The organism is Paraburkholderia tagetis, from assembly GCF_022213065.1.
In the GTDB taxonomy this organism is placed as follows: domain Bacteria; phylum Pseudomonadota; class Gammaproteobacteria; order Burkholderiales; family Burkholderiaceae; genus Paraburkholderia; species Paraburkholderia tagetis.
Window position 1 is genome coordinate 195,354 of record NZ_JAKLJA010000007.1, and the last position, 24,333, is coordinate 219,686.

General features: G+C 63.2%; 25 protein-coding genes. 17 read left to right on the forward strand and 8 right to left on the reverse strand.

Features of this window, described 5'->3' with window-relative positions:
- Window positions 1–6: 6 nt before the first annotated feature.
- The 3 genes from L5014_RS12155 to L5014_RS12165 all read right to left on the reverse strand — a co-directional run bounded on the left by L5014_RS12155 (window position 7) and on the right by L5014_RS12165 (window position 2,455).
- The gene (locus tag L5014_RS12155; protein ID WP_238463866.1) at window positions 7–210 is read right to left on the reverse strand and encodes a cold-shock protein; all 204 of its coding nucleotides are present in this window, start codon (window positions 208–210) and stop codon (window positions 7–9) included.
- A 186-nt stretch (window positions 211–396) separates the two neighbouring features.
- The gene (gene phbB / locus L5014_RS12160) at window positions 397–1,140 is read right to left on the reverse strand and encodes an acetoacetyl-CoA reductase (protein WP_238463867.1); all 744 of its coding nucleotides are present in this window, start codon (window positions 1,138–1,140) and stop codon (window positions 397–399) included.
- A 133-nt stretch (window positions 1,141–1,273) separates the two neighbouring features.
- Window positions 1,274–2,455, reverse strand: a complete 1,182-nt coding sequence (locus L5014_RS12165; RefSeq protein WP_238463868.1) for an acetyl-CoA C-acetyltransferase — start codon at window positions 2,453–2,455, stop codon at window positions 1,274–1,276.
- 487 nt (window positions 2,456–2,942) lie between these two features.
- Here L5014_RS12165 and L5014_RS12170 point away from each other — a divergent pair, with 487 nt between their 5' ends.
- Window positions 2,943–3,182, forward strand: coding sequence for a hypothetical protein (locus tag L5014_RS12170; protein WP_238463869.1), 240 nt, complete (start codon window positions 2,943–2,945; stop codon window positions 3,180–3,182).
- A 110-nt stretch (window positions 3,183–3,292) separates the two neighbouring features.
- Here the strand turns inward: L5014_RS12170 and L5014_RS12175 are convergent, their stop codons facing one another.
- Window positions 3,293–3,496, reverse strand: coding sequence for a hypothetical protein (locus L5014_RS12175; protein WP_238463870.1), 204 nt, complete (start codon window positions 3,494–3,496; stop codon window positions 3,293–3,295).
- A gap of 357 nt (window positions 3,497–3,853) precedes the next feature.
- Entirely contained in the window at window positions 3,854–4,072 is a 219-nt protein-coding gene (locus tag L5014_RS12180; protein ID WP_238463871.1) for a hypothetical protein, read from the reverse strand.
- A 355-nt stretch (window positions 4,073–4,427) separates the two neighbouring features.
- Here L5014_RS12180 and L5014_RS12185 point away from each other — a divergent pair, with 355 nt between their 5' ends.
- Entirely contained in the window at window positions 4,428–4,571 is a 144-nt protein-coding gene (locus L5014_RS12185; RefSeq protein ID WP_238463872.1) for a hypothetical protein, read from the forward strand.
- A gap of 278 nt (window positions 4,572–4,849) precedes the next feature.
- On the opposite strand, the gene L5014_RS12190 is transcribed toward L5014_RS12185, so the two are convergent.
- Window positions 4,850–5,041, reverse strand: coding sequence for a hypothetical protein (locus tag L5014_RS12190; protein ID WP_238463873.1), 192 nt, complete (start codon window positions 5,039–5,041; stop codon window positions 4,850–4,852).
- 363 nt (window positions 5,042–5,404) lie between these two features.
- On the opposite strand from L5014_RS12190, the gene L5014_RS12195 reads away from it, so the two are divergent.
- On the forward strand, window positions 5,405–6,217 hold the full coding sequence (locus L5014_RS12195; protein ID WP_238463874.1) for a formate/nitrite transporter family protein: 813 nt from the start codon (window positions 5,405–5,407) through the stop codon (window positions 6,215–6,217).
- Between the two features lie 168 nt (window positions 6,218–6,385).
- Here the strand turns inward: L5014_RS12195 and L5014_RS12200 are convergent, their stop codons facing one another.
- Complete coding sequence (locus L5014_RS12200; protein ID WP_238463875.1) at window positions 6,386–7,306, reverse strand: LysR family transcriptional regulator; 921 nt, start codon at window positions 7,304–7,306, stop codon at window positions 6,386–6,388.
- Window positions 7,307–7,407: 101 nt separating this feature from the next.
- Between L5014_RS12200 and L5014_RS12205 the strand changes: the two genes are divergently transcribed.
- The 12 genes from L5014_RS12205 to L5014_RS12260 all read left to right on the forward strand — a co-directional run bounded on the left by L5014_RS12205 (window position 7,408) and on the right by L5014_RS12260 (window position 19,988).
- A complete protein-coding gene (locus tag L5014_RS12205; protein ID WP_238463876.1) occupies window positions 7,408–8,892 on the forward strand; it encodes a form I ribulose bisphosphate carboxylase large subunit in 1,485 nt (494 codons plus the stop codon).
- A gap of 39 nt (window positions 8,893–8,931) precedes the next feature.
- Window positions 8,932–9,351, forward strand: a complete 420-nt coding sequence (locus L5014_RS12210) for a ribulose bisphosphate carboxylase small subunit (RefSeq protein ID WP_238463877.1) — start codon at window positions 8,932–8,934, stop codon at window positions 9,349–9,351.
- An 80-nt stretch (window positions 9,352–9,431) separates the two neighbouring features.
- Entirely contained in the window at window positions 9,432–10,310 is an 879-nt protein-coding gene (cbbX, locus tag L5014_RS12215; RefSeq protein WP_238463878.1) for a CbbX protein, read from the forward strand.
- A gap of 76 nt (window positions 10,311–10,386) precedes the next feature.
- The gene (locus L5014_RS12220; RefSeq protein ID WP_238463879.1) at window positions 10,387–11,466 is read left to right on the forward strand and encodes a class 1 fructose-bisphosphatase; all 1,080 of its coding nucleotides are present in this window, start codon (window positions 10,387–10,389) and stop codon (window positions 11,464–11,466) included.
- Between the two features lie 36 nt (window positions 11,467–11,502).
- The gene (locus L5014_RS12225) at window positions 11,503–12,381 is read left to right on the forward strand and encodes a phosphoribulokinase (RefSeq protein ID WP_238463880.1); all 879 of its coding nucleotides are present in this window, start codon (window positions 11,503–11,505) and stop codon (window positions 12,379–12,381) included.
- 25 nt (window positions 12,382–12,406) lie between these two features.
- Window positions 12,407–14,443 (forward strand): transketolase, encoded by a 2,037-nt coding sequence (gene tkt, locus L5014_RS12230; protein ID WP_238463881.1) that lies wholly within the window; start codon window positions 12,407–12,409, stop codon window positions 14,441–14,443.
- A complete protein-coding gene (gene gph / locus L5014_RS12235; protein WP_238463882.1) occupies window positions 14,440–15,105 on the forward strand; it encodes a phosphoglycolate phosphatase in 666 nt (221 codons plus the stop codon). Before tkt ends, gph begins: the two co-directional genes overlap by 4 nt.
- A 54-nt stretch (window positions 15,106–15,159) precedes the next feature.
- Window positions 15,160–16,188 carry a type I glyceraldehyde-3-phosphate dehydrogenase gene (gene gap, locus L5014_RS12240; RefSeq protein WP_238463883.1) on the forward strand — a complete coding sequence of 343 codons (1,029 nt, stop codon included), beginning with the start codon at window positions 15,160–15,162 and terminating at the stop codon, window positions 16,186–16,188.
- Window positions 16,185–17,384: a phosphoglycerate kinase gene (locus tag L5014_RS12245; RefSeq protein ID WP_238463884.1), complete on the forward strand. Its 1,200-nt coding sequence runs from the start codon at window positions 16,185–16,187 to the stop codon at window positions 17,382–17,384. Before gap ends, L5014_RS12245 begins: the two co-directional genes overlap by 4 nt.
- A gap of 43 nt (window positions 17,385–17,427) precedes the next feature.
- A complete protein-coding gene (gene fba, locus L5014_RS12250; RefSeq protein WP_238463885.1) occupies window positions 17,428–18,474 on the forward strand; it encodes a class II fructose-bisphosphate aldolase in 1,047 nt (348 codons plus the stop codon).
- A gap of 4 nt (window positions 18,475–18,478) precedes the next feature.
- Window positions 18,479–19,177, forward strand: coding sequence for a ribulose-phosphate 3-epimerase (gene rpe / locus L5014_RS12255; protein WP_238463886.1), 699 nt, complete (start codon window positions 18,479–18,481; stop codon window positions 19,175–19,177).
- Window positions 19,178–19,235: 58 nt separating this feature from the next.
- Window positions 19,236–19,988: an HAD-IA family hydrolase gene (locus L5014_RS12260; protein WP_238463887.1), complete on the forward strand. Its 753-nt coding sequence runs from the start codon at window positions 19,236–19,238 to the stop codon at window positions 19,986–19,988.
- Window positions 19,989–20,041: 53 nt separating this feature from the next.
- Here the strand turns inward: L5014_RS12260 and L5014_RS12265 are convergent, their stop codons facing one another.
- The gene (locus tag L5014_RS12265) at window positions 20,042–21,397 is read right to left on the reverse strand and encodes an MFS transporter (protein ID WP_238463888.1); all 1,356 of its coding nucleotides are present in this window, start codon (window positions 21,395–21,397) and stop codon (window positions 20,042–20,044) included.
- Window positions 21,398–21,754: 357 nt separating this feature from the next.
- On the opposite strand from L5014_RS12265, the gene L5014_RS12270 reads away from it, so the two are divergent.
- Both L5014_RS12270 and L5014_RS12275 read left to right on the forward strand, forming a co-directional pair.
- Complete coding sequence (locus L5014_RS12270) at window positions 21,755–22,720, forward strand: lysylphosphatidylglycerol synthase domain-containing protein (protein WP_238463889.1); 966 nt, start codon at window positions 21,755–21,757, stop codon at window positions 22,718–22,720.
- Window positions 22,721–23,211: 491 nt separating this feature from the next.
- Entirely contained in the window at window positions 23,212–24,309 is a 1,098-nt protein-coding gene (locus L5014_RS12275) for an extracellular catalytic domain type 1 short-chain-length polyhydroxyalkanoate depolymerase (RefSeq protein WP_238463890.1), read from the forward strand.
- Window positions 24,310–24,333: the final 24 nt, after the last annotated feature.

A 24,333-nucleotide genomic window follows, 5' to 3' on the forward strand; every position in this document is an offset into this window, starting at 1 on the left:
GAAAACTTAAACGGCTTTGATGTTTGCTGCCTGTTTCCCCTTGGGGCCCTGCTTGACTTCAAAACTGACCTTCTGGCCTTCCTGAAGAGATTTGAAGCCAGCGCCCTGAACCTCGGAGAAGTGAGCAAACAGGTCATCGCTGCCGTCGTCTGGCGTGATGAACCCAAACCCCTTCGAATCGTTAAACCACTTGACGGTACCGGTTGCCATGTTCTGAATGTTCCTGGAAAGACGGGTTCTAGATAATGCCGCTGGTCTGCGCCCGACGGGCTGATACGTTTTACGAACGGCCAGCGGCTACACCGTTGCGCACAATCCGTGCCTGACGAAAAGAAGCCGGGGAAATGCGACCGGTTCAAAGAACCTGTCGCTGCCCCATTCGCGCAAGTCCGACGATTATTGCATGTGCTGGCCGCCGTTGATGGGAATATTCGCTCCGGTAATAAAACCCGCGTCGTCCGAGCAGAGGAACAGCACGAGCGCCGCGACTTCTTCCGGATTGCCGAGCCGGCCCATTGGGATCTGCGGCACGATCTTCGTGTCCAGGATTTCCTGCGGGATGGCGGTGACCATTTTCGTGGCGAGATAGCCTGGCGAAATCGTGTTCACCGTCACGCCCTTGCGCGCGACTTCCAGCGCGAGCGATTTCGTGAAGCCGTGCATGCCGGCCTTCGCTGCCGCATAGTTGGTCTGGCCGATTGAACCCTTTGAACCATTCACCGACGAGATGTTGATGATGCGGCCCCACGCGCGCTCGACCATGCCATCGCACAGCGGCTTCGAGATGTTGAAGATGGAGTCCAGGTTCGTGCGCAGGACCATGTCCCAATTGACCTTGTCCATCTTCTTGAAGGTCGCGTCGCGCGTAATGCCGGCGTTGTTGATCAGAATGTCGACGGGGCCGACTTCGTTCTTGATCTTCTGCGCGGCGCGTTGGCATGAGTCATAGTCCGCGACATCGATAGGGTAGGCGTGGAAATCGCGGCCCGTCTCCTTCATTCTGGCCAGCCAGTCCTTTGCGCCGGCGTTGTCCGGCGAGTGCGTGACAACAACCTGAAAACCTGCGTCGTATAGCCGGACGCTGATTGCCTCACCGAGGCCGCCCATTCCACCCGTTACCAATGCAATACGCTTAGTCATACTATTTATCCAGGAGAGAAGAATTACAATCATTCAGGTGGTGGCTGGCCACGGGTCGCCACTACTTATCCGGTTTGCCCGCCTGTGCGCAGTGCTCCTGCCTTGCGGGCAAACCGCTTTACTTCGATACGGCTCAGCCGCGCTCGAGCGCGAGCGCCACGCCCATGCCGCCGCCGATGCACAGCGAGGCGAGACCCCGCTTCGCGTCACGGCGCTGCATTTCGTGCAGCAGCGTCACCAGAATCCGGCAGCCCGACGCGCCGATCGGGTGACCGATCGCAATCGCTCCGCCGTTCACGTTGATCTTCGACGTGTCCCAGCCCATCTGCTTGTTCACGGCCAGCGCCTGTGCCGCGAACGCCTCGTTGATCTCCATGAGATCGAGATCGTTCACCGACCAGCCCGCACGCTCGAGGCAGCGCTTCGACGCCGGCACCGGGCCCATGCCCATCACCTTCGGGTCCACGCCGCCGGCCGCGTAGGCCTTGATGCGCGCGAGCGGCTTCAGGCCCAGCGCCTCGGCCTTCTTCGCCGACATCACGACCACTGCCGCTGCGCCGTCGTTCAGACCCGATGCGTTCGCCGCCGTCACCGTGCCTTCCTTCGAGAACGCCGGCTTCAGGCCCGCGAGCGAATCCGCCGTCACGCCGTGGCGCACGAATTCGTCGGTGTTGAATACCAGCGGGTCGCCCTTGCGTTGCGGAATCTGCACCGGCACGATTTCCGCGTCGAAGCGGCCCGCCTTCTGCGCGGCTTCCGCCTTGTTCTGCGACAGCGCCGCGAATGCGTCCTGCTCTTCGCGCGTGATGCCGTATTCCTTCGCCACGTTTTCGGCGGTCACGCCCATGTGGTACTGGTTATAAACGTCCCACAGGCCGTCGACGATCATGGTGTCGACGAGCTTCGCGTCGCCCATGCGGAAGCCGTCGCGCGAGCCCGGCAGCACGTGCGGCGCCGCGCTCATGTTTTCCTGGCCGCCGGCCACGACGATCTCCGAGTCGCCCGCGAGAATCGCGTTGGCGGCGAGCATCACGGCCTTCAGGCCCGAGCCGCAGACCTTGTTGATCGTCATCGCGGGCACGCCCGTGGGCAGCCCCGCCTTGATCGACGCCTGGCGCGCGACGTTCTGGCCCGAACCGGCGGTCAGCACCTGACCCATGATCACGTCGCTCACCTGCTCGGGCTTCACACCCGCGCGCTCCAGCGCCGCCTTGATGACCAGCGCGCCCAGATCGGGCGCCGCAATCTTTGCCAGCGTGCCGCCGAATTTGCCGACCGCGGTGCGTGCGGCCGAAACGATCACAATGTCAGTCATTTTCTATTCTCGGGTTGATAAAGCGCGCCTGCGTTGAAGCTGCCAGGCATCGCGTTGAAATCTCTGGATCACGTTCACTGCGTGCCAATCAAGTGCTGCGGTTTTGCGGCGCGTCTCGTTCAATGCGGCAATCACGGCGCGAGAGCCAAAGGTTTATCTAAAGTCGATTGGAAACGTGCTGCAAATGGCTTTTGCCGCGACTACTGCGATGCGCACAGTGAGGCCCGGCAGCGGCTTGATACGACTCAGCGCGGCGGGAAGCGACTGTGTCGAGCATATGTCAAGGGACGTACAGAAGTACATCCGGGCGCGTTGTCCGCAAGCCGGCATTTCCGGACAGATCTGCTGCTGCATTCCCAATGCACGCGAGCCTCATGATCGGTGTTCAAAAAAATCCGCATAACGTGCGGCAACACACAAAGCGTAGGGGCGGCGTAAGCAGGCGCCTTTACACTTGGATCTCTGTTCAGACGTGAGGGGTCTGGTCATGAAGCTAATACTTTTCGTCCTGCCCGCAATACTCCCGGCCGTCGTCCTCGCAGCGCAGCCCGCTCAAGATGCCACCGACAATACAGAGCGTGTATCGGCTGGCGCCAATATGCCGGAGAAACCCGCTTCCGTTTCGGACGTGGCGATTTACGGCGGGAATGATTCACTCGCGATAAGCAAGAAGAAGTGTCTGGCAGTCGACAAACATGGCTTCTGCGCGAAGTGGGATTCAGATTAATTCCGCTCTCACGGCGCATTCAGGCGTTTGCCGCGCAGTGACGATGACTGGCAAGGGGCGGCGGATATTCCGCCGCGCAGTACCGGATTCGAACGACGCTGTATTCAGTGTCAATAGTGCTTTTCCGCCTTGTCGAGCATCCGTCGATTGGTCGGCTCCGCTGCTTCGTTCTCGACGATCAGGCCGGCCGCACGATCCAGCCCGGCAATCGCGGACGACAGGTCCAGCAACTTATTGGTTTCCTTCGCATCGGTCGAAACGTCGGTACTTTGGCGTTCCACCGAGGGAATGGTGATTCTTCTCTGGCTGGCCATGACGTTTTGAGCGAACAAAGGACAGGCATTCAATCGGTGCGTGCGGAAAGATGATCGCCTGGCGGTGATCCGATAAATTAAAAGGAGTGTGTGACAACGCACACCGTCTGATTGAATATGTCTCATGCATGAATGGGTGGGGGATGCCACCTGCGGCGTTACGCGTAGATCTGTGCCGCGCCACGAGGCCTATGCACCTGGTGATGCTCAAATCGGTTGCGTGGGAATCGAGTGCGTAGTCGTAGGTCGTCGGCGTCCGTAACGCATAAGTTACGAACACGCCAGGCATTGAAATCGACGCTAGAATAAAACCGCTGGTTTCGCGTGCAACGAGGCAAGCTGACGTTGGCCTCGCTGTTAGCTGAAAAAATACATTAATAACCAGACCTTGTCGCGAATCGTGGCGCCGCGCTGAGCGGGCTTCGCCACCGTCAACCCTCTTCTAAATTCATCATGCTGACTCAAGAACAGCTTGCCGCCAGGCAGAAGTTCCACCTCGAATGCCTTGTCAAACTGACCAGTGTGACTCTGGAGAGCTTCGGGGTCGTTACCGGGCCGAGCATGCACGGCATCCACTCAGTGTTCAGCAAGGCGCATGGGCTGGACGTGGGCGCAAACGAGTCGCACGGGGGACAGTGGTTTGCGCAGCAAACCAGTCTTGCCTTGCTCGCCACAGAAAGACTGCACGATTGGACCCGGAGGTGGTACGAAGTCGCGGCGGCAACGCACGCAGAATGGATTCGCACCGTTCATGCATTGTTGGAAGGCCACAGCCAGTGCGCCGGAACGCTGGTGGAGGCTGGCGCGAGAGATGGGCGTGGCGGGTTCGAATCGGCGGCTCGGGAAGGGAAACGGTAGATATCGATTCGTGCAGCATGGACAGAATCCGCAGAGACGGCCGGAGCCTGCAGACAATGTTGAAGGAGGCGATGTGGATTGGGTCGGTATGGTGATCGGGTTCGCGGTACTGGCGATGGCGACTATTTTCGTGGTCTGCCATTACCGGCAGGAGCATCTGCGCGCGCAGCGGATGCGGCGGCTGAATCAACTGGACGACTTCTCGCGATGGAACTGAGAGAGTGCTGCGCAAGGCCATGCTCCAGAAACGCGTCGGGCGTCGTTGTATGGCGCCTCAAACTGGAAAGTCGCGATGCGAGAGCGTGATGGTCCGATCGCCGGTGTGCTTGATGCCAGCCGCTTCGAGCTTCGCCACGAGTTCGGCCTTGCGCGCTGTGGTTCGTTATCCCAAGTGTGAGATCGAGGCAGCTAGCGCGAAGCTGTGGAAAGAGACTTTCTGAACGGCGTCTTCCTGCGGCGCCTCCCGGAGTTCGGAAGGCGCTGTCTTTTTCCAGCTCAGCCTCCGCCAATTCCCTGGAGCACCTTACCGGTGCCGCCGCACACGGAACAGCGCTGACCTTCCACCATTCCCGTGCCGTGGCATGCGCCACACCAATCTTCGCCGACGCCCGGCGCATCAGGTGGTCCTTCGTCGCCAGGATTCAACGGTTCGCTTTGATGCCCTTCGGAGGGCTTCACAGGCTGCATACGGGCCTCCAGTTTCCGATGGGCCTCGCCATTTGCACCGAACCGCGGCATTGCGTGGCATCGGCGAGGCTAACGAAACCGCAGCAGCGGCCGTACCTGCGACGCCGTCCCCATTTCACCGCCAGCGTCGAAATTTCAACGGGCCCCGCATCGGCAACGAAAATGCGCCGATCACGCCCGATTAAGAACTTCTTAAGTTCAGGCAAGAAAATCGTGAATGTACATGGGCTATCGCGCCGCATAACCTTGCTCTCCATAAATCCATGGCGAGCAGAAAAAGAGGGGCCATGAAAGCAGCGGGCTGTGCAGTGCATGGCCCGGCCCGTCTCCGGCGGCGGAGACCGATCCTTATCGGGAGCAGCAATGTACGCAGAAAGTATCGACAAATTTGCCAGGACAGGTGCCCACCGGGCGTCGACGGCACAGCACACGCCGCTGGCGTTTCTGATCGGTGCCGCCATGGCGGGTGCTTATATCGGCTTTGGGGACATTCTGATGTTTACGGTGGGTGCGCATGTCGATCCGGCCTATGTGCATCTCGTGATGGGGGCCGTGTTCGCCTGCGCGCTGACCATTGTCGTGTTCGCCGGTTCCGATCTGTTCACGGGAACGGCCATGTATATGCCGCTCGCACTGTTGCGAGGGGAGACTGGCGTGGGTGGCCTGTTGCTGGTGTGGGTGGCGTCGTGGATAGGCAACCTCACCGGCGCCATTGTCCTGGCGGCCATCTTGCTCGCGGGCGGCGGCGGGGTGCTGTTGACGGACGGCTCGGGTGCGTTCTTCAAGGCCGTGGAGGCAAAGATGGCGGCTCCGGGCCTCGTGCTCGTCTCCAAGGGCCTGCTCTGCAACTGGCTGGTATGCCTCGCGATCTGGATGGCCGCACGCACGAAGAACGATGCGGCAAAGCTCGGGCTCATCTTCTGGCCGATATTCGCATTCGTGGCCTGCGGTTTCGAACACAGCGTAGCCAATATGTTTGCGTTCGCACTGGCGCTGATGTCCGATCATCCCGCGTCGATCACGCTCGCCGGTGCAATCCACAACGAAATTTTCGTGACGGCGGGGAATATTGCTGGCGGCGCGGTTTTCATGGGCCTCGGCTACTGGCTGCAGGAAGGCGGTATCGGCCACCCGTCGGCTGCGGCCACACCCGCGTCGGAGGGCGCCGGAACCTAAGTTATCCGAACGAGTATCCGCCGATGCACCGATACTATGCATCGGCGGTTGAGACTATTCAGATCCGATTCCAGCCATCGGCGGTTGTGTCTTCCCGGATCCGATTCTAAGTATCGGCGGCATGGTCGATTCAAAACCGATAATTAATATCGGCAATGCCCGCGTATCTCATTCCTGTCCGAATTCCTGCGACAGATAATCTTCCGCGTGCTCGAGCATGAAATAGCGAAATGCCTCGGCAGGCGGCGACAATATCTTCGACAGCAGGTTCACCATATACCAGCGGCGCAGTACCGGTGTGTCTTCGACGTCGACCACGACAAGACGGCCGCTGCTCAGCTCGAGCCCCAGCGTGTGCAAGGACAGGAGGCTGACGCCCATGTTCGCCATGACGGCCTGCTTGATCGTCTCGTTTCCCGACATTTCCATGCTGATGTGCGGCGTCAGGCCGTGCTTCTCGAAGTACGCCTCCAGCACCGCACGCGTGCCGGAACCGGGCTCGCGCACGATGAAGTTATAGCCGGCAAGCGCCTGGGCCGGCACGTGGCCCAGGCGCGCCAGCGGATGGTCAGGCGCCGAGACGAACACGAGCGGGTGGGCCGCGAACGGCTCCGCGCGCGTGGCGAGCTCTCTGGAAGGGCGTCCCATCACGGCCAGATCGACCTCGTTGCGCTGCAATTGCTCCAGCAGCGTCTGACGATTGCCGACAGTGAGACTTACCTCGACGCCCGGATGGTCCTTGCAAAAGTGCCCCAGCAGCGGCGGCACGAAATACTGCGCGGTGCTGACCATGCCAATGACGATGCGCCCGGTCTCGACCTTCTTGAAGCGGGCCACCATGTCCTCGGCGTCTTTCAGCGTCGCAAGGATCTTGCGCGCGTAGACGAGGAAGTACTCGCCCGTAATGGTGAGCGAGACATTCCTGCCTTCCCGGTCGAAGAGCGGCAAGCCGACCTGCGTTTCGAGCTCGCGAATCTGCATCGTGACCGCGGGCGGCGTGAGGCTCAGCATTTCAGCCGCGCGCGAGAAGTTCAGATGGCGTGCCACTGCGACGAAGACACGGATTTGCCGGAGCGTCACGCCTCGCATTAAGAAATCCTTAATCGGGAGAAAGTAATTCGTGAATGTACATGAATTATCCCGCCGCTTAACCTTGGTGTCCATGAGGTCAGCCACCAAGGAGCGAGACGATGACCAAGCCTGTGGAAAGCGGTGTGATTACGGACGCCAAGCAACGTTATGCAGCCGGCGTGCTCAAGTACAAACAGATGGGGTACTGGCAGCCGGACTATGAACCCAAGGATACGGACGTGATCGCCCTGTTCCGCATCACGCCGCAAGCGGGTGTGGAGCCGGACGAAGCGGCCGCAGCCGTTGCGGGTGAATCTTCGACGGCGACCTGGACCGTGGTCTGGACCGACCGGCTCACCGCCTGCGACAAGTATCGCGCGAAGGCGTACCGCGTCGATCCGGTGCCGAACACGGGTCCGGGCACGTCCACCGAGCAGCAGTACTTCGCCTACATAGCCTACGAGCTCGAACTGTTCGAGGAAGGATCGATCGCGAATCTCACCGCGTCGATCATCGGCAACGTGTTCGGCTTCAAGCCCTTGAAGACGCTGCGTCTCGAAGACATGCGCATTCCGGTGGCCTATGTGAAGACCTTCAAGGGGCCGCCGACCGGCATCGTCGTGGAGCGCGAGCGGCTCGACAAGTTCGGCCGCGCGCTGCTCGGCGCGACGATGAAGCCCAAGCTCGGCCTCTCCGGCAAGAACTACGGGCGCGTGGTCTATGAGGGGCTGGCCGGCGGCCTCGACTTCACGAAGGACGACGAGAACATCAACTCGCAGCCCTTCATGCACTGGCGCGACCGTTTTCTGTACTGCATGGAAGCGGTCAAGCGCGCGGAGGCGACGAGCGGCGAGATCAAGGGGCATTACATGAACATTACCGCCGCGACGATGGAGGACATGTACGAGCGCGCCGACTTCGCGAAAGAGCTGGGCTCGTGCGTCGTGATGGTCGACCTCGTGATCGGCTGGACCGCGATCCAGTCGATGTCGAACTGGGCGCGCAAGAACGACATGATCCTGCATATGCACCGCGCCGGCCACAGCACCTATACGCGGCAGAAGTCCCACGGCGTATCGTTCCGCGTGATCGCGAAATGGCTGCGTCTCGCGGGCGTCGATCACCTGCACACGGGCACGGCGGTCGGCAAGCTCGAAGGCGATCCGCTCACCGTGCAGGGCTTCTACAACGTGTGCCGCGACGAGCGCAACGAGATCGATCTGCAACGGGGCCTGTTCTTCGAGCAGGATTGGGCCGCCATGAAGAAGGTCATGCCGGTCGCCTCGGGCGGCATCCACGCGGGCCAGATGCATCAGTTGCTCACGCTGTTCGGCGACGACGTCGTGCTGCAGTTCGGCGGCGGCACGATCGGTCACCCGATGGGCATTCAGGCCGGCGCGACCGCGAATCGGGTCGCGCTCGAAACCATGACGAAGGCACGCAACGAAGGGCGCGACATTGCAACGGAGGGCCCGCAGATTCTCGAAGCAGCGGCGCGCTGGTGCACACCGCTCAAGCAGGCGCTCGACACCTGGCGCGACGTGACCTTCAACTACGCGTCCACCGACACGCCGGACTTCGTAGCCACGGCAACGGCCTCGTAACTCGTGCAAGAACTCATGCCAGAAGGACTGGAGAACGATATGCGACTCACTCAAGGGACTTTTTCTTTTCTGCCGGACCTGACCGACGACGAGATTCGCGCGCAGATCGACTACGCGCTGCGCGAGGGCTGGGCCTGCTCCGTCGAGTTCACCGACGACCCGCACCCGCGCAACGCGTATTGGGACATGTGGGGCTTGCCGATGTTCGATCTCAGGGACGCAGCCGGCGTGATGCTCGAAGTGAACGCGTGCCGCAAGGCGAAGCCGCACCACTACGTGAAGGTGAACGCGTTCGATTCCACGTTCGGCTTCGAGACGACACGCCTGTCGTTCATCGTCAGCCGGCCGGAAAACGAGCCGGGCTTCCGCCTCGGCCGCGACGACGGCGCGGCGCGCACGATCCACTACAGCGTGCGTCCTTATGCGGACGACAAGCCATCGGGCGAACGCTACCTGTGATGCGGGCACGATGATAAGCAGGTGGCGCGCGGCGCAAGCCGTGCGCCAGGCAATCCTCACTATTAACGGGACTGGACGCCATGAGCACTGAAACCGCCATCGATCTGCAGGCCATCGTGCGCGACGCGCAGATTCACGATGTGCTCGAGCGTCTCGAGCGCGAACTCGTGGGCTTGAGGCCGGTGAAAACGCGTATCGGCGAAATTGCCGCATTTCTCGTGGTCGAGCGCGCGCGCAAGGAGCTTGGCATGACGACAGCCGCGCCTTCGCTGCATATGTGCTTCACCGGCAATCCGGGCACGGGCAAGACCACGGTCGCGATGCGCATGGCGGAGATTCTGCACCGGCTCGGCTATGTGAGAAAAGGCCACGTCGTGGCCGTGACCCGCGACGATCTCGTGGGCCAGTACATCGGCCACACCGCGCCCAAGACGAAGGAGGTGCTCAAGCGCGCGATGGGCGGCGTGCTCTTCATCGACGAGGCGTACTACCTGTATCGCCCCGAAAACGAGCGCGACTATGGCCAGGAGGCGATCGAGATTCTGCTGCAAATCATGGAGAACCAGCGCGACGATCTCGTGGTGATCCTCGCGGGCTACAAGGAGCGCATGGACACGTTTTTCCAGAGCAATCCGGGCTTCAAGTCGCGCATCGCGCATCACATCGATTTTCCCGACTACACCGATACGGAGTTGTTCGAGATTGCCGAGCGGATGCTGCACGACATGCATTACCGGCTCGACGATGGCGCGAAGGCGGCGCTTAACGAATACGTCGAACGGCGCAAGGCGCAGCCTAATTTCGCGAACGCGCGCTCGATTCGCAATGCGCTCGATCGGGCGCGGCTGCGCCAGGCCAATCGTGTATTTACGTCGCAAGCGCCCGTGACGCGTGAGGCGCTCGAAACGATCGTAGCCGCCGACATTCGCGCGAGCCGCGTGTTCGGCGATGCCGCATAGCAATGCCCGTAGAAGTACCCACGGAAATACCCATAGAAAGCCCCATAGAACGACAGATCGATAAAAGGAGACGTCCATGCAGCATGGCCGAACGACGCTCTCGAAGTTCATCATCGAGGAGCACCGCCGTCATCCGGCGCAGGACGAGCAGCTTGCCGCGCTCGTCAACGATATCCAGACCGCGTGCAAGTACATCGGTGCGCGTGTCGCTCGCGGCGCGCTCGATGGCGCAATTGGCGCGGCGGGCATGAAGAACGTGCAGGGCGAGACGCAGCAGAAACTCGACGTGATCTCCAACGAGATCATGCTCGCGTGCTGCGAGTGGGGCGGCCAGCTCGCGGGCATGGTCTCCGAAGAGCTCGAGCATGCTTACGAGATTCCGTCCGGGTATCCGCGCGGGCGTTATCTGTTGCTGTTCGACCCGCTCGACGGCTCCTCGAACATCGACGTCAACGTGACCGTCGGCACCATTTTCTCCGTGCTCATGGCGCCTCCCGGCGTGACCGAGCCCACGGTGGAAGACTTTCTGCAACCGGGCACGGCGCAGGTTTGCGCGGGCTATGCGCTGTTCGGGCCGGCCGACATGATCGTGCTGACGCTCGGCCGCGGCGTGCACGGCTTCACGCTCGACCCGGAGATTGGCGCGTACATCCTCACGCACCCCGATCTGCGGATCAGCGAGGAAACGCGCGAATTCGCGATCAACGCGTCGAACATGCGCTATTGGGAGCCGCCCGTGCAGCGCTATGTCGATGAGTGTCTCGAAGGCAAAGCGGGTCCGCGCCAGACCGACTTCAACATGCGCTGGATTGCGTCGCTCGTGGCGGAAGTGCATCGCATCCTCATGCGCGGCGGCGTGTTCATGTACCCGAAGGACAAAAAGGATCCGGCCAAACCGGGGCGGCTGCGGCTGCTCTACGAGGCGAACCCCATGGCGATGCTCGTCGAGCAGGCGGGCGGGCGCGCCTCCACGGGACGCGGCCGCATTCTCGAAGTGCAGCCCGAGGCGCTGCATCAGCGCGTGCCGGTGATCCTCGGCTCGCGGCGCGAAGTCGAGCGCATCGAGCACTACCACTGCGAATTCGACCGCGGCGCCGGCGAGCGCTTCGATTCGCCGCTTTTCAACACGCGTTCGCTGTTCCGCGCGGCGCATTGAGGCTCGCGCCAACGAGATCGAGCATCAGGAGGAGACATGTCGACCAAACATCCCATCGTCGCGATCACGGGTTCGTCGGGCGCAGGCACGACGACGATCACGCGCGCATTCCAGCATATTTTCCGGCGCGAGAACGTGAACGCCGCCATCATCGAAGGCGATTCGTTTCATGCCTACGACCGCCTGCAAATGCGCCAGAAGCTCAAGGAGGCCGAAGCGGCGGGCGAGCACAGCTTCAGCCATTTCGGACCGAGCGGGAACCTGTTCGAGGAACTCGCGCAACTGTTTGCGGCCTACGGCGAGCGCGGCACGGGACGCTGCCGTAAATATCTGCACGACGAGGTGGAAGGCGCCGAGTACGGCCAGGCGCCGGGCACGTTCACGCCGTGGGCCGATCTGCAGGAAGGCACCGACCTGCTGTTCTACGAAGGGCTGCACGGCGCCGTCGTGACCGATCGCGTGAATGTCGCGCAGCATGCGGACCTGCTCGTGGGCGTCGTGCCGACGATCAACCTCGAGTGGATCCAGAAGCTGCATCGCGACCAGAACTTGCGCGGCTATTCGCAGGAGGCCGTGGTCGACACGATCCTGCGCCGCATGCCCGACTACGTGAGCTATATCTGCCCGCAGTTCTCGCGCACGCATGTGAACGTGCAGCGCGTGCCGGTCGTCGATACGTCGAACCCGTTTATCGCGCGCGATATTCCATCGCTCGACGAAAGCATGCTGGTGATTCGCTTCGCAGACCCGAAGGGCATCGACTTTCCGTATCTGCTTTCGATGCTGCACGGCTCGTTCATGTCGCGGCCGAACACGATCGTGTGTCCCGGCGGCAAGATGGGTCTCGCCGTCCAGTTGATCTTCACGCCGATGATCCTGCGCCTGATGAGCAACCGCCGCCAGGCGCTGCTGTAACCGCGCTCACAAAAGAGGTTTCGTCATGAATCATCCCCGTCATGCGGGCCGCGAGAGCGCGGCGCCGTCAAGCCGCCGTCGTCTCGCGAATGCGCTGCGCTTTCTCGCCATCGACGCGGTCGAGGTCGCCCGATCGGGCCATCCCGGCATGCCGATGGGCATGGCCGACATTGCCGAGGTGCTGTGGCGCGTTCATCTGCGGCACAGCCCGTGCGAGCCGTCCTGGCCGAATCGCGACCGCTTCGTGCTCTCGAACGGGCACGGCTCGATGCTGCTGTACGCGGCGCTGCACCTCACGGGCTACGATCTGCCGCTCGACGAACTCAAGCGCTTCCGGCAACTGCATTCGAAAACGCCTGGTCATCCTGAATATGGTCTGACTCCCGGTGTCGAAACGACGACGGGGCCGCTCGGCCAGGGGCTCGCGAACGGTGTGGGCATGGCCTTCGCGGAGAAGCGGCTGGCCGCGCGCTTCAACCGGCCGGGATTTCCGGTTGTCGATCACCATACCTATGTGTTTCTCGGCGACGGCTGCCTGATGGAAGGCGTGAGCCATGAAGCCTGCTCGCTGGCCGGCACGCTCGGGCTCGGCAAGCTGATTGCGTTCTACGACGACAACGGTATTTCGATCGACGGCCACGTGAGCGGCTGGTTTACCGACGACACGGCGGCGCGCTTTCGCGCGTATGGCTGGCAGGTGGTCGGGCCGCTCGACGGCCACGACGCGGCGGCGGTGGACGCGGCGATACGCGAGGCGCATGCGGACGACGCGCGCCCGACGCTGATCATCTGCCGCACGACCATCGGCTGGGGCTCGCCGAATATGGCGGACACGCACGACGTACACGGTGCGCCGCTCGGCGCCGATGAAATCGCCGCGACGCGCCGCGCGCTGGGCTGGGAGTATCCGCCGTTCGAGATTCCCGAGGACATTCGCGCGAGCTGGAGCGAAGTCGAGCGCGGTGCGGCGCGCGTGCGCGAGTGGGAGGCACTGTTCGACGCGTATCGCACCGAGTATCCGCACGAGGCCGCCGAGTTCGAGCGCCGCATGCGCGGCGAATTGCCTGAGGACTGGCCGCGCGTCGTCGCGCAGTTGATTGGCGTGGCGCGCGACGCCACCGCGCCTTGCGCCACGCGCAAGTCTTCGCAGCTTGCGCTCGAAGTGCTGGTGCCCGAATTGCCCGAGCTGTTCGGTGGCTCGGCGGACCTGACCGGCTCCAATCTCACGGCGGTCAAGGCGTCCCGGGCGTTCGTGCCGGGCGGCGCGCACGATGCGCATGCGAACTACCTTTCGTATGGGGTGCGCGAGTTCGGAATGATGGCGATGATGAACGGCATGGCGCTGCACGGCGGCTTCATTCCATACGGCGGCACCTTCCTCGTGTTCTCCGACTACGCGCGCAACGCCATTCGCATGAGCGCGCTGATGAAGCTGCGCGTGATTCATGTGCTCACGCACGATTCGATCGGGCTGGGCGAGGACGGGCCGACGCATCAGCCGGTCGAGCACGTTGCGAGCCTGCGCCTGATTCCGGGCCTCGACGTCTGGCGCCCGTGCGATTCGGTGGAGACCGCGGTTGCGTGGCAGATGGCGATCGAGCGCGCGCACGGACCCACCTCGCTCGTGCTGTCACGCCAGAACCTGCCGCAAGCGCCGTCCGACGACGCCCGGATCGAGCGCATCCGCAAGGGCGGCTATGTGCTGAGCGATGCTGCCGATGGCGCGCCCGATGTGGTGCTAATTGCTACGGGATCCGAAGTGTCGATGGTGATTGCCGCACAAAGCCGGCTCGTGCAGCAGGGCGTGCGCGTGCGCGTGGTGTCGATGCCGTCGACTTCCGTATTCGACCGGCAGGACGCTGCATATCGCGCGGCGGTGCTCCCGCCAGGCGTGCGCCGCGTGGCGGTGGAGGCCGCGCATGGCGACTTCTGGCACAAGTATGTGGGCCCGGAAGGCAAGGTGATCGGCCTCACGTCGTTCGGCGAATCGGCACCGGCAGCCGATCTGTTCGCGCACTTCGGCCTGACCGTGGAGCACATCGTGGAGGCCTGCCTGCCATGAAGACGCAACTCATCACATTCGATCTCGACGGCACGCTATTCGACACCGCGCCTGAAATTGCGCTTGCCGTGAACCGCGCGCTCGAAGCCCACGGTCTCGCGCCGGTCTCGCTCGATACCGTGATCGGCTACATCGGCAACGGCACGCGGGAGCTGATGCGCCAGGTGCTCGCGAGCCACGGTCTCGAAGCGCAGATCACGCTCGACGAGATGATGCCCGTATTCGACACGCATTACGACGCCACGGCGGGCACGACGGCAACGCCCTATCCGGGCGTGGCTGCCGCGCTCGCGCGGCTGCGCGCCGCCGGCATGCGCATGGCCGTGGTCACGAACAAGGACCACCGGTTCGCGCAGCGGCTGATCGAGCGCGCCGGGTTCGCGCCGTATTTCGACGTGGTGCTCGGCGGCGACAGCCTGCCCGACAAGAAGCCCCATCCGGCGCCGATCCTCTATTGCCTGGAGCGTCTGGATGTGCCCATGGACTCGGCTGCGCACCTCGGCGATTCGCGCACCGACGTGCAGTCGGCACGCCGCGCGGGTGTCGCGGCATGGGCCGTGCCCTACGGCTACAACCACGGCGCGCCGATCGCGCAAGCGTATCCGGACCGCGTGTTCGCTTCCATCGCGGAGATGGCGGATCACGTGCTGCCGCCGAACTGAACCAGAAAGGATACCGAACTGGGCGCTGCCCGTTCACGACATCAAGGAGAGCACATGCCTGTCAATGTAGCGATCAACGGCTATGGCCGCATCGGCCGCAATATCCTGCGCGCGCTGTACGAATCGAAGCGCACCCGCGAAATTCGCATCGTGGCGATCAACGATCTCGGCGATGCGCATATCAACGCGCATCTCACGCGCTACGACACCGTGCACGGCCCGTTCGCTGGCGCCGTCGAGGTGGATGGCAACGACCTCGTGGTCGACGGCGACCGCATCAAGGTGCTGTCCGTGCGCGATCCTGCGCAACTGCCCTGGCGCGAACTCGACATCGACGTGGTGTTCGAGTGCACGGGACGCTTCACGAGCAAGGAAAAAGCCTCCGCGCATCTGGCGGCGGGCGCGCGCAAGGTGATGATTTCCGCGCCGGGCGGCAAAGACGTGGACGCAACGATTGTCTATGGCGTCAACGATGACGTCCTGCGCCAGTCGTTCACGGTCGTCTCGAACGCCTCGTGCACGACCAATTGCCTCGCGCCGCTCGTCAAGCCGTTGCATGCGGCGCTTGGCATCGAGCGCGGCCTCATGACGACGATTCATTCGTATACGAACGACCAGGTGCTTACCGACGTGTATCACGAGGATCTGCGTCGGGCGCGCGCCGCCACGCAGTCGATGATCCCCACCAAAACGGGCGCGGCGGCCGCCGTCGGTCTCGTGATTCCCGAGCTGGACGGCCGGCTCGATGGCTTCGCGATGCGCGTGCCCACCGTCAATGTCTCGGTGGTCGACCTGACCTTCACGGCCGCGCGCGCGACGAGCGTCGACGAAGTCAACGCGATCGTCCGGGACGCCGCTGATGGGGCGTTGAAGGGCATTCTCGGCTACAACGACTTGCCGCTGGTGTCGGTCGATTTCAATCACGACCCGCGCTCGTCGATTTTCGACGCCACGCAGACACGCGTAATAGGCGGCACAAGAGACGGCACGCTGGTCAAGGTGCTGAGCTGGTACGACAACGAATGGGGCTTCAGCAATCGCATGCTCGATACGACGCTCGCGTGGATGGAGGCGCCGCAATGAAGGCATCGGTGCTGAGGCTCGAAGATCTGGCGGCGCGCGACGCGTTGCGCGGCAAGCGCGTATTCATCCGAGCCGACCTGAACGTGCCGCTCGACGAACAAGGCCGCGTCGTCGAGGACACGCGTATCCGCGCGTCGCTGCCGGCGATTGCAATGTGCGTGAAAGCCGGGGCGGCAGTGATGGTGACGTCGCATCTCGGACGCCCTCGCGAAGGCGCGCTGAAGCCCGAGGAATCGCTTGCGCCGGTCGCCGTGCGTCTTTCGGAACGGCTCGGCCGCAACGTGCGGCTCGTGCAAGACTGGGTCGAAGGCGGCTTCGACGTCGAGCCGGGCGAGGTCGTACTGCTCGAAAACTGTCGCGCGAACCCCGGCGAGAAGTCCAACGACGACGCGCTCGCACGAAAAATGGCGCACCTGTGCGACATCTACGTGAACGATGCGTTCGGCACCGCGCACCGAGCGGAAGCCACCACGGAAGGCATCGCGCGGCACGCGAGCGTCGCATGCGCGGGGCCGCTGCTGATCGCGGAACTCGATGCGCTCGGCAAGGCGCTCGGTGCGCCTGCGCGCCCGTTGGTGGCGATCGTTGCGGGCTCGAAGGTATCGACCAAGCTGACGATACTCAAGACGCTCGCGGCGAAGGTCGATCAACTGATTGTGGGCGGCGGCATTGCAAACACGTTCATGCTCGCTGCGGGGCTGCCGATCGGCAAGTCGCTCGCGGAGCCGGATCTGGCCGGCGAGGCGCGCGAGATCATGGACCTGATGGCCGCGCGCGGCGCGTCGGTGCCGATTCCGGTCGACGTGGTATGCGCGAAGACCTTCGGTGCGAGCGCGCCGGCCACCGTGAAAGATAGTCAGGATGTCGAAGCGGACGATCTGATTCTCGACATCGGCCCGAAGACCGCGACGATGCTGACGGAGCAGCTTGCCCGGGCGGGCACGATCGTCTGGAACGGACCGGTCGGCGTGTTCGAGTTCGACGCGTTCAGCCACGGCACCGAAACGATCGCGCGTGCAATTGCCGCGTCGCCGGCGTTTTCAATCGCAGGAGGTGGCGACACGCTGGCCGCGATTGCGAAATACGGCATTGCCAGCGAGGTGGGCTACATCTCCACGGGCGGCGGCGCGTTCCTCGAAGTGCTGGAGGGCAAAGTGCTGCCCGCCGTCGATATCTTGCAGCGCCGCGCAGGCTGATTCGCGGTCTGGGCCGCATCGGGTTTTTATCAAGGAGATTCTCATGGCACTCATTTCATTGCGCCAGTTGCTCGACCACGCTGCCGAACATGGCTACGGCGTGCCCGCGTTCAACGTCAACAACCTCGAGCAGATTCAGGCCATCATGGAGGCCGCCGAGGACACGCAAAGTCCCGTGATCCTGCAGGCGTCGGCAGGGGCGCGCAAGTATGCGGGCGAGCCCTACCTGCGCCATATGGTGCTCGCCGCCATCGAAGCGCATCCCGACATTCCCGTCGTGCTGCACCAGGACCACGGCGGCAGTCCCGCCGTGTGCCAGATGGCGATCCGCTCGGGCTTTTCCAGCGTGATGATGGACGGCTCGCTCGAAGAAGACATGAAGACGCCGTCGAGCTACGAATACAACGTGCGCGTCACGCGCACGGTCTGCGAAATGGCGCATGCGGTAGGCGTCTCGGTGGAAGGCGAACTCGGTTGTCTCGGCTCGCTCGAGACCGGCGAGGCGGGCGAGGAAGATGGCGTCGGCGCACAAGGCAAGCTCTCGCACGACATGCTGCTCACCGACCCGGGCGAGGCGCGCGACTTCGTCGAGCGTACCGGCGTGGATGCGCTGGCGATTGCAATCGGCACGTCGCATGGCGCCTACAAGTTCACGCGCAAGCCGAGCGGCGACATTCTCGCCATCGACCGCATCGCGCAGATCCACGCGCGCATTCCCAATACGCATCTGGTGATGCACGGCTCTTCCTCGGTGCCGCAGGAATGGCTCGAAATCATCCGGCGTTATGGCGGCGACATCAAGGAAACCTACGGCGTGCCGGTGGAGGAAATTCAGCGCGGCATTCGCAACGGCGTGCGCAAGGTGAATATCGACACCGATATCCGGCTCGCGATGACGGGCGCCATGCGCAAACTCTTCGCGGAACAGCCTGCGGAATTCGATCCGCGCAAGGCATTCGCGGCCGCGAAAAAGGCGGCGCGCGGCATCTGCGCGGCCCGCTTCGACGCATTCGGCTGCGCCGGGGCAGCCCCGCGCATCAAGCCCGTTGCGCTCGAACGCATGGCCGAACGCTACGGCGCGCGGAGGTGACGCAATGAATGCGCTCAATCCCATGCTCATTGCGCCGAGCCTGCTGTCCGCCGATTTCGCGCGCCTTGGCGACGAAGTCCGCGCGATCGAAGCGGCCGGCGCCGACTGGCTCCATTTCGACGTGATGGACAACCACTACGTGCCGAATCTCACGGTCGGCCCGATGGTGTGCGCGGCGCTGCGCCCGCATACGTCGTTGCCCATCGACGTGCATCTGATGGTGCGGCCGGTCGATGCGCTCGTCGGCGAGTTCGCGCAGGCCGGTGCGAATTCGATCAGCTTTCATCCCGAGGCCAGCGATCACGTCCACCGGACGCTCCATCAGATCAAGGAGCGCGGATGCCGCGCCGGTCTCGCGCTCAATCCCGCCACGCCGCTTTCGTGGCTCGACGAGGTGCTGGACGACCTCGACTTCGTGCTGCTGATGTCGGTGAATCCCGGCTTTGGCGGGCAGAAGTTCATCGAGTCGGCGCTCGGCAAGATTCGCGCCGTGGCCACGCTCATCGACCATGCGGCGGCGCGCACGGGCCGACGGCTGCGCCTCGAAGTCGACGGCGGCATCAAGCTCGATAACGTGGCGCAGGTGGCGGCGGCGGGCGCGGATACGCTCGTTGCGGGCTCCGCTGTGTTCGGTGTGCCGGACTATCGGAGCGTGATCGAAGGGCTGCGCAGCCGCGCCGAGCATGCGCGCATTCAGGCGTAGGCGCCCAACGTGACCTGTTCGTAAGTTCATGGCGGAAAACAGCAAGGAGAGGCGACTCATGCAGGCGCTCATATTCGACGTCGATGGCACTATGGCCGACACCGAAGCGGTGCATCGCGAAGCGTTCAACGCCGCGTTTGCCGAAGTCCGGCTCGACTGGCATTGGGACGAAGCGTTGTACACGCGTCTGCTCAACGTGGCAGGGGGCAAGGAGCGCATCGAGCGCTACTGGCGCTGTGTCGAGCCGGAAGAGACAGACGGCAAGCGAATGAAGGAGACGATAGCCGCGATTCACGCCATCAAGACGCGCTATTACACCGAGCGCGTGTATGGCGGCGCAGTGGCGCTGCGGCCGGGCATCGCGCGCCTGATCGACGAGGCGAACGAGGCTGGCTTGCCGCTGGCGATTGCGACCACGACCACGACGGCCAACCTCGACGCGCTGCTCAGTGCGCCGTTCGGCGCGGCCTGGCGCAAGCGCTTTGCGGCAGTGTGCGACGCATCGAGCGCACCCGTGAAAAAGCCGGCGCCCGACGTGTATTACGCGGTCTTGCAGCAGATCGGCTTGCCGGCCGCCGCATGTCTCGCGCTGGAAGATTCGGAGAACGGCTTGCGCGCGGCGCGTGCTGCGGGTATTCCCGCCGTCATCACGACGAATGCCTATACGGCGTCGCAGTGCTTCGACGGTGCACTGCGCGTGCTGCCGCATCTGGGCGACCCGCAGCAGCCGCTGCCGGAAACCGTCGCGGGCGAGGAGTGTGGCTGGATCGATCTCGCCGCGCTGAAGTGCCTGCACAGCGCGCGCCTATAGCGTGGTCAATCGTGCTGCCCGCGCATGTCCTTTGGACTCGCGCGGTCATGCATTCAGTGCCCAACGGTTTCGATTGTTCCGGCCGCCGCAGCCGCTCGCGGCGCGGCCATTTGTTTGATCGCCAGCGCGATGCAAGCGATCACACCCGCAATGGCTACGGTGGAGAAGACGTCAGCGAACCCGAAGTGCCGGCGAGTCAGTTCCGCGACGAGGAATGAACCCGCAATGCCGCCGAAACGGCCAATGCCAAGCATCCAGGCCACGCCGGTACCGCGGCCCGCGGTGGGATACAACGCAGCCGCCAGCGCGGGCAACGACGATTGCGCCGTGTTCATCAGAATGCCCGCGAGGAACACGACCAGAACGAGCGCGCCGACATTGCCTGCGAGCTGCCCGATCGCATAGACGCTCACGGCCGTTAGCGCATAACAGATGGCGACCACGCGGTTTGCGTTCAGACGATCCATCAGCGCCCCGCACAGCACCGCGCCCACGCCGCCGAGCGGAAAGAGCGCGGAGATCAGCGTCGCGCTTTTCGGAGCGAGCCCCGCGTCTTTTAGCAGGAGCGGCATCCAGTTGATCGATGCATAGAAGATCACGAGCCCCATGAAATAGGCTACCCACAGCATCACCGAGCCGACGATATACGACTTCGACAGGACGACACCGAGGCCCCTGCGGCCCGTGTCGGGCGCGTTCTCGCTCAGGACAAAGCGTTCGGCGTCGAGAGCCGCCCGCGAGACGCGGGCAAGCGTTTGCTGGACCAGCGCATGCGGTTTGACGTTCGCCACCATGAATCGAACCGACTCCGGCATTTTTGCCGCCAGTAGCACGGCAAGCAGCAGCGGGGTGACACCGCCGAGTATCAGCACGCTACGCCAGCCGAAATGAGGAATCATCCATGCCGCGAGAAAACCGCCGCATGCCGCGCCAAGCGGAAAACCACAGAACATCAGATTGATGACCGTTGAACGACGGCGATCGGGGCAGAATTCGCTCATGAGCGTGACGGCGTTCGGCATGGCCGCGCCAAGCCCAAGCCCGGTCACGAAGCGCAGCACCGTGAGGGTGTTGAGCGTGACGGTAAAGGCCGAGCCGAGGCAGGCCGTGCCGAACAGAATCACGGCGCCGAGCAGCAGCCCGCGGCGGCCGAGGCGGTCCGAAAGCGGCCCCGCAGCGAGGGACCCGAACGCGAGGCCAAAAAGCGCGGCGCTGAGAACCGGAGCAAGCTCAGGCTTGCCCAGATGCCACTCGGCCAGCAGAGAGGGCGCGATAAAGCCGATGGAGGCCGTATCGAAGCCGTCCAGCAAGACGATGACGAAGCACATTGAAAATACGAGCCACTGAAATTTCCCAAATGGCTGCTCGTTAATGAACGTCTGCACGTTGACGACCGAATGTTGACTCATTGCCTCTCCGTATGTTCGCGTAATGAACCCGCGTTCTTTTACTGAACGAATTCTGCAAAGAGACAAGCAGGGCGGTCAAATGAGTGAAAACACCGACGCCCTATGGATAATCACCGGTTTGAGGGCGGAACGCCCCGTGGCAGGCGGCTCCAGGCGATGTTCATGCCGGCGGAAAACGATTATCGCTGCGCTGGATAATGACTATCGTGAAGATGCAGAAAGCGGTCCGCGGGCACAGTCAATGCAGCGCCCAACGTAAGCACGTACATAAGCACGCGGAGGAACGTCGATGGAAATCGCCCAACTCTCGACGCTATACGAAAGTGTGCCGCCGCTTCGGCGGCCGGCGTCCGAGGCATGAAATTCGCAGGTCCCTTGATTGCATTAGCTGGCCTGGCCCTCGCGGTCTGGCTGGTTTGGCATGCCGACCTGCAAGCCGTGCTCGGGCTGATGCGCGCCGCTGGAGCGGGCCTCGTGCTTGCGGGCATTGCCCATGTCCTGCCGATGATCGCGAGCGCAAGGGACTGGCAATTGCTGATGCGCGGCACCATACAGCCGAAACTGATTGCGGTGCTGGGTCTCGTCTGGATTCGCGAGTCCGTGAACGGCATGTTGCCCGTTGCTCGCGTGGGCGGCGAAGTCGTGACTTTTCGCATGATGCACGCATGGGGCATGGAGCCGCCTGCGGTACTGGCGAGTTTCATCGTCGACATCCAGCTCACGCTCATCAGCCAGGCACTCTTCGCCGGCGCGAGCCTCGCCTGGCTGCTGGGTTCGGGGGCCGTGCATCTGCCGCCGATCCTGACCTGGGGCATTGCCGCTTCCGCGCCCACGCTCGTCGTGCTGTCGCTCGTGCTGCGCGCGAATCCGTTCCGGCGGCTCTCGAAACACTTCAACCGCATCGCGAGCGGCAAGGTCGCGGAACTCGTCGATGAATCGGAGCAGGTCGAGGATCGGGTCAATGCGCTGTGGCATCGGCGCGGTATCGTGACGCGCTACTTGCTGATCTGGCAATCGCTTCAATGCATCACAACCGCGCTGGAGGTGTGGCTCGCGCTATATTTCCTCGGTGCGAAAACCGGCTTTGTGCAGGCGCTGGTGATCGAGTCGCTCGTGCAGGCGCTTAGTTCCATTGCATTCTTCGTGCCGGGCGCAGTCGGTGTGCAGGAAGGTGGCTTCCTCTTGATCGGGACGGCGCTGGGCCTCAATCCGCAAACCTGCATCGCACTGGCGTTCGCCCGTCGCATTCGCGATCTGGTCGTCTTTTTGCCGGGGCTCGTTGCCTGGCAGGTCGTGGAATGGCGTCATGCTCAACGGTCTTGATGCATCGAAGACATGCGGAGCAGGTCGCGCAGCGCGCATAGGGTTGCGCGCACAACCGCCTGGCAGCATGAGAACCCCTGAGGTTCTGCTAGCGCGTTAAGCCCGCGCAAAAAGGAGCCCGTCATACCAGGGCGATATGACGGGCTCAGGTCAATGGACACATGGCTAGTGTGTCCAAGGGCAGAATGTCATGCGAGCGCGATACAACTGTCGAAAGTGAAGATATCAAACGCACCGATCCCCGTCGATGTACGGAAGTCACGCTTAGCGGTCACGCGCGGCGCGGGGTGCTGCGTTGTAGCCATTACGCGTAACGCTTGAATGGTCGCCGCGTGCGGTCAACGCCTCGAACATCAATCAGTGCCCGCGTGAAATGGCTGGACACATTTCACGGCGAAGCTCCGCGCTGGTGCGCAACTTGCGCATTCGGCTGCTGGCCTTCCCGTGCGCCGCGTCACCAAGTCGATATCGACCGCTTACAGCACTTGCCCATGCCAAGGAAAAAAACCAGCCTCTGGCTCAGAGGTGTCGAGTTGCTCTTCGGCCAGAGGGGAGGACGGCAGAAGAAGAAAGCGATCGCGCCCAAGCCGACGACGCTCAGGTCCACTCGTCCGCCCGCGCCAAAGCGTATTAGCGAACCGCGCGCTGGGCGCCCGCTTCTGACGCGCGCGGCAGGTCGGTGGATACGCTCGTTTCACTCCGCGCCTGCGCTGGCCGGCCGTCTCGTCAACCATCTCACCTACGCGTTGTATCTTCCGGCCACCGTGACGTCCTGCGCGGACAAACCGCTCGTGGTCATGCTGCATGGTTGCAAGCAGACCGCCGAGTCGTTTGCTGCTGGCACCCGTATTTGCCGGCTCGCCGAGCGGGCCGGATTTGCGGTGCTGATTCCAGAGCAGGCAAAGACCGCGCACGCGCACCGCTGCTGGCACTGGCACGAGAGTCTGGCGCACTCCGAGGCGCCGGCCGTTGCGTCGCTCGTCGAGAAGATCGCCGGGGAGCATGGCTTCGACCGCGAGCGCGTGTATCTCGCAGGAATCTCGGCGGGAGCCGGTCTCGCCGCCGTTCTCGCCGTTCACTATCCGGAGCTATTTGCCGCCGTCGGTCTGCATTCGGGCCCCGTGTTTGGCGCCGCTAACTCCGCCATGAGCGCGATGCGCATCATGCGTGGCGGCAGCCGCGAAGATCCGCTGCATCTCATGGAGAAGGCTGTCGACCTGGTCAGCCATCCGGGCATGCCGGCCATTATTGTTCACGGGGAACTCGATGCAGTTGTTTCGAAGCGCAACGCTGCGCAACTCGCGGTCGAATTCGCATGGCTCAACCGGTTGATCGATGCACAAGGCGCGCTGCGCGTGGGCGAGCAACGGACATACAGCCGGGATGCGGTCGAATATACGGACTATCTGAGGGCAAGGCGGCTCGTCGTGAGAGTTTGCCTCGTTCGAGGTCTGGGTCATGCATGGAGCGGCGGCGACCCGCGTGAAGCGTTTCATTCCGGCAAAGGTCCTGACGCGACGGCGATGCTATGGAATTTTTTTCGACGCCAGCGTCGTTCCGCGCAACGTTCGCGCGGGGCTGGCCCGTGAGGCACGCGCCATGCGCGGGCTGGA

Coding starts and splice junctions, on each gene's coding strand:
- L5014_RS12155 (WP_238463866.1), bottom strand. CDS start 210: ATGGCAACCGGTACCGTCAAGTGGTTTAACGATTCGAAGGGGTTTGGG.
- phbB (WP_238463867.1), bottom strand. CDS start 1,140: ATGACTAAGCGTATTGCATTGGTAACGGGTGGAATGGGCGGCCTCGGT.
- L5014_RS12165 (WP_238463868.1), bottom strand. CDS start 2,455: ATGACTGACATTGTGATCGTTTCGGCCGCACGCACCGCGGTCGGCAAA.
- L5014_RS12170 (WP_238463869.1), top strand. CDS start 2,943: ATGAAGCTAATACTTTTCGTCCTGCCCGCAATACTCCCGGCCGTCGTC.
- L5014_RS12175 (WP_238463870.1), bottom strand. CDS start 3,496: ATGGCCAGCCAGAGAAGAATCACCATTCCCTCGGTGGAACGCCAAAGT.
- L5014_RS12190 (WP_238463873.1), bottom strand. CDS start 5,041: ATGCAGCCTGTGAAGCCCTCCGAAGGGCATCAAAGCGAACCGTTGAAT.
- L5014_RS12195 (WP_238463874.1), top strand. CDS start 5,405: ATGTACGCAGAAAGTATCGACAAATTTGCCAGGACAGGTGCCCACCGG.
- L5014_RS12200 (WP_238463875.1), bottom strand. CDS start 7,306: ATGCGAGGCGTGACGCTCCGGCAAATCCGTGTCTTCGTCGCAGTGGCA.
- L5014_RS12205 (WP_238463876.1), top strand. CDS start 7,408: ATGACCAAGCCTGTGGAAAGCGGTGTGATTACGGACGCCAAGCAACGT.
- L5014_RS12210 (WP_238463877.1), top strand. CDS start 8,932: ATGCGACTCACTCAAGGGACTTTTTCTTTTCTGCCGGACCTGACCGAC.
- cbbX (WP_238463878.1), top strand. CDS start 9,432: ATGAGCACTGAAACCGCCATCGATCTGCAGGCCATCGTGCGCGACGCG.
- L5014_RS12220 (WP_238463879.1), top strand. CDS start 10,387: ATGCAGCATGGCCGAACGACGCTCTCGAAGTTCATCATCGAGGAGCAC.
- L5014_RS12225 (WP_238463880.1), top strand. CDS start 11,503: ATGTCGACCAAACATCCCATCGTCGCGATCACGGGTTCGTCGGGCGCA.
- tkt (WP_238463881.1), top strand. CDS start 12,407: ATGAATCATCCCCGTCATGCGGGCCGCGAGAGCGCGGCGCCGTCAAGC.
- gph (WP_238463882.1), top strand. CDS start 14,440: ATGAAGACGCAACTCATCACATTCGATCTCGACGGCACGCTATTCGAC.
- gap (WP_238463883.1), top strand. CDS start 15,160: ATGCCTGTCAATGTAGCGATCAACGGCTATGGCCGCATCGGCCGCAAT.
- L5014_RS12245 (WP_238463884.1), top strand. CDS start 16,185: ATGAAGGCATCGGTGCTGAGGCTCGAAGATCTGGCGGCGCGCGACGCG.
- fba (WP_238463885.1), top strand. CDS start 17,428: ATGGCACTCATTTCATTGCGCCAGTTGCTCGACCACGCTGCCGAACAT.
- rpe (WP_238463886.1), top strand. CDS start 18,479: ATGAATGCGCTCAATCCCATGCTCATTGCGCCGAGCCTGCTGTCCGCC.
- L5014_RS12260 (WP_238463887.1), top strand. CDS start 19,236: ATGCAGGCGCTCATATTCGACGTCGATGGCACTATGGCCGACACCGAA.
- L5014_RS12265 (WP_238463888.1), bottom strand. CDS start 21,397: ATGAGTCAACATTCGGTCGTCAACGTGCAGACGTTCATTAACGAGCAG.
- L5014_RS12270 (WP_238463889.1), top strand. CDS start 21,755: ATGAAATTCGCAGGTCCCTTGATTGCATTAGCTGGCCTGGCCCTCGCG.
- L5014_RS12275 (WP_238463890.1), top strand. CDS start 23,212: ATGCCAAGGAAAAAAACCAGCCTCTGGCTCAGAGGTGTCGAGTTGCTC.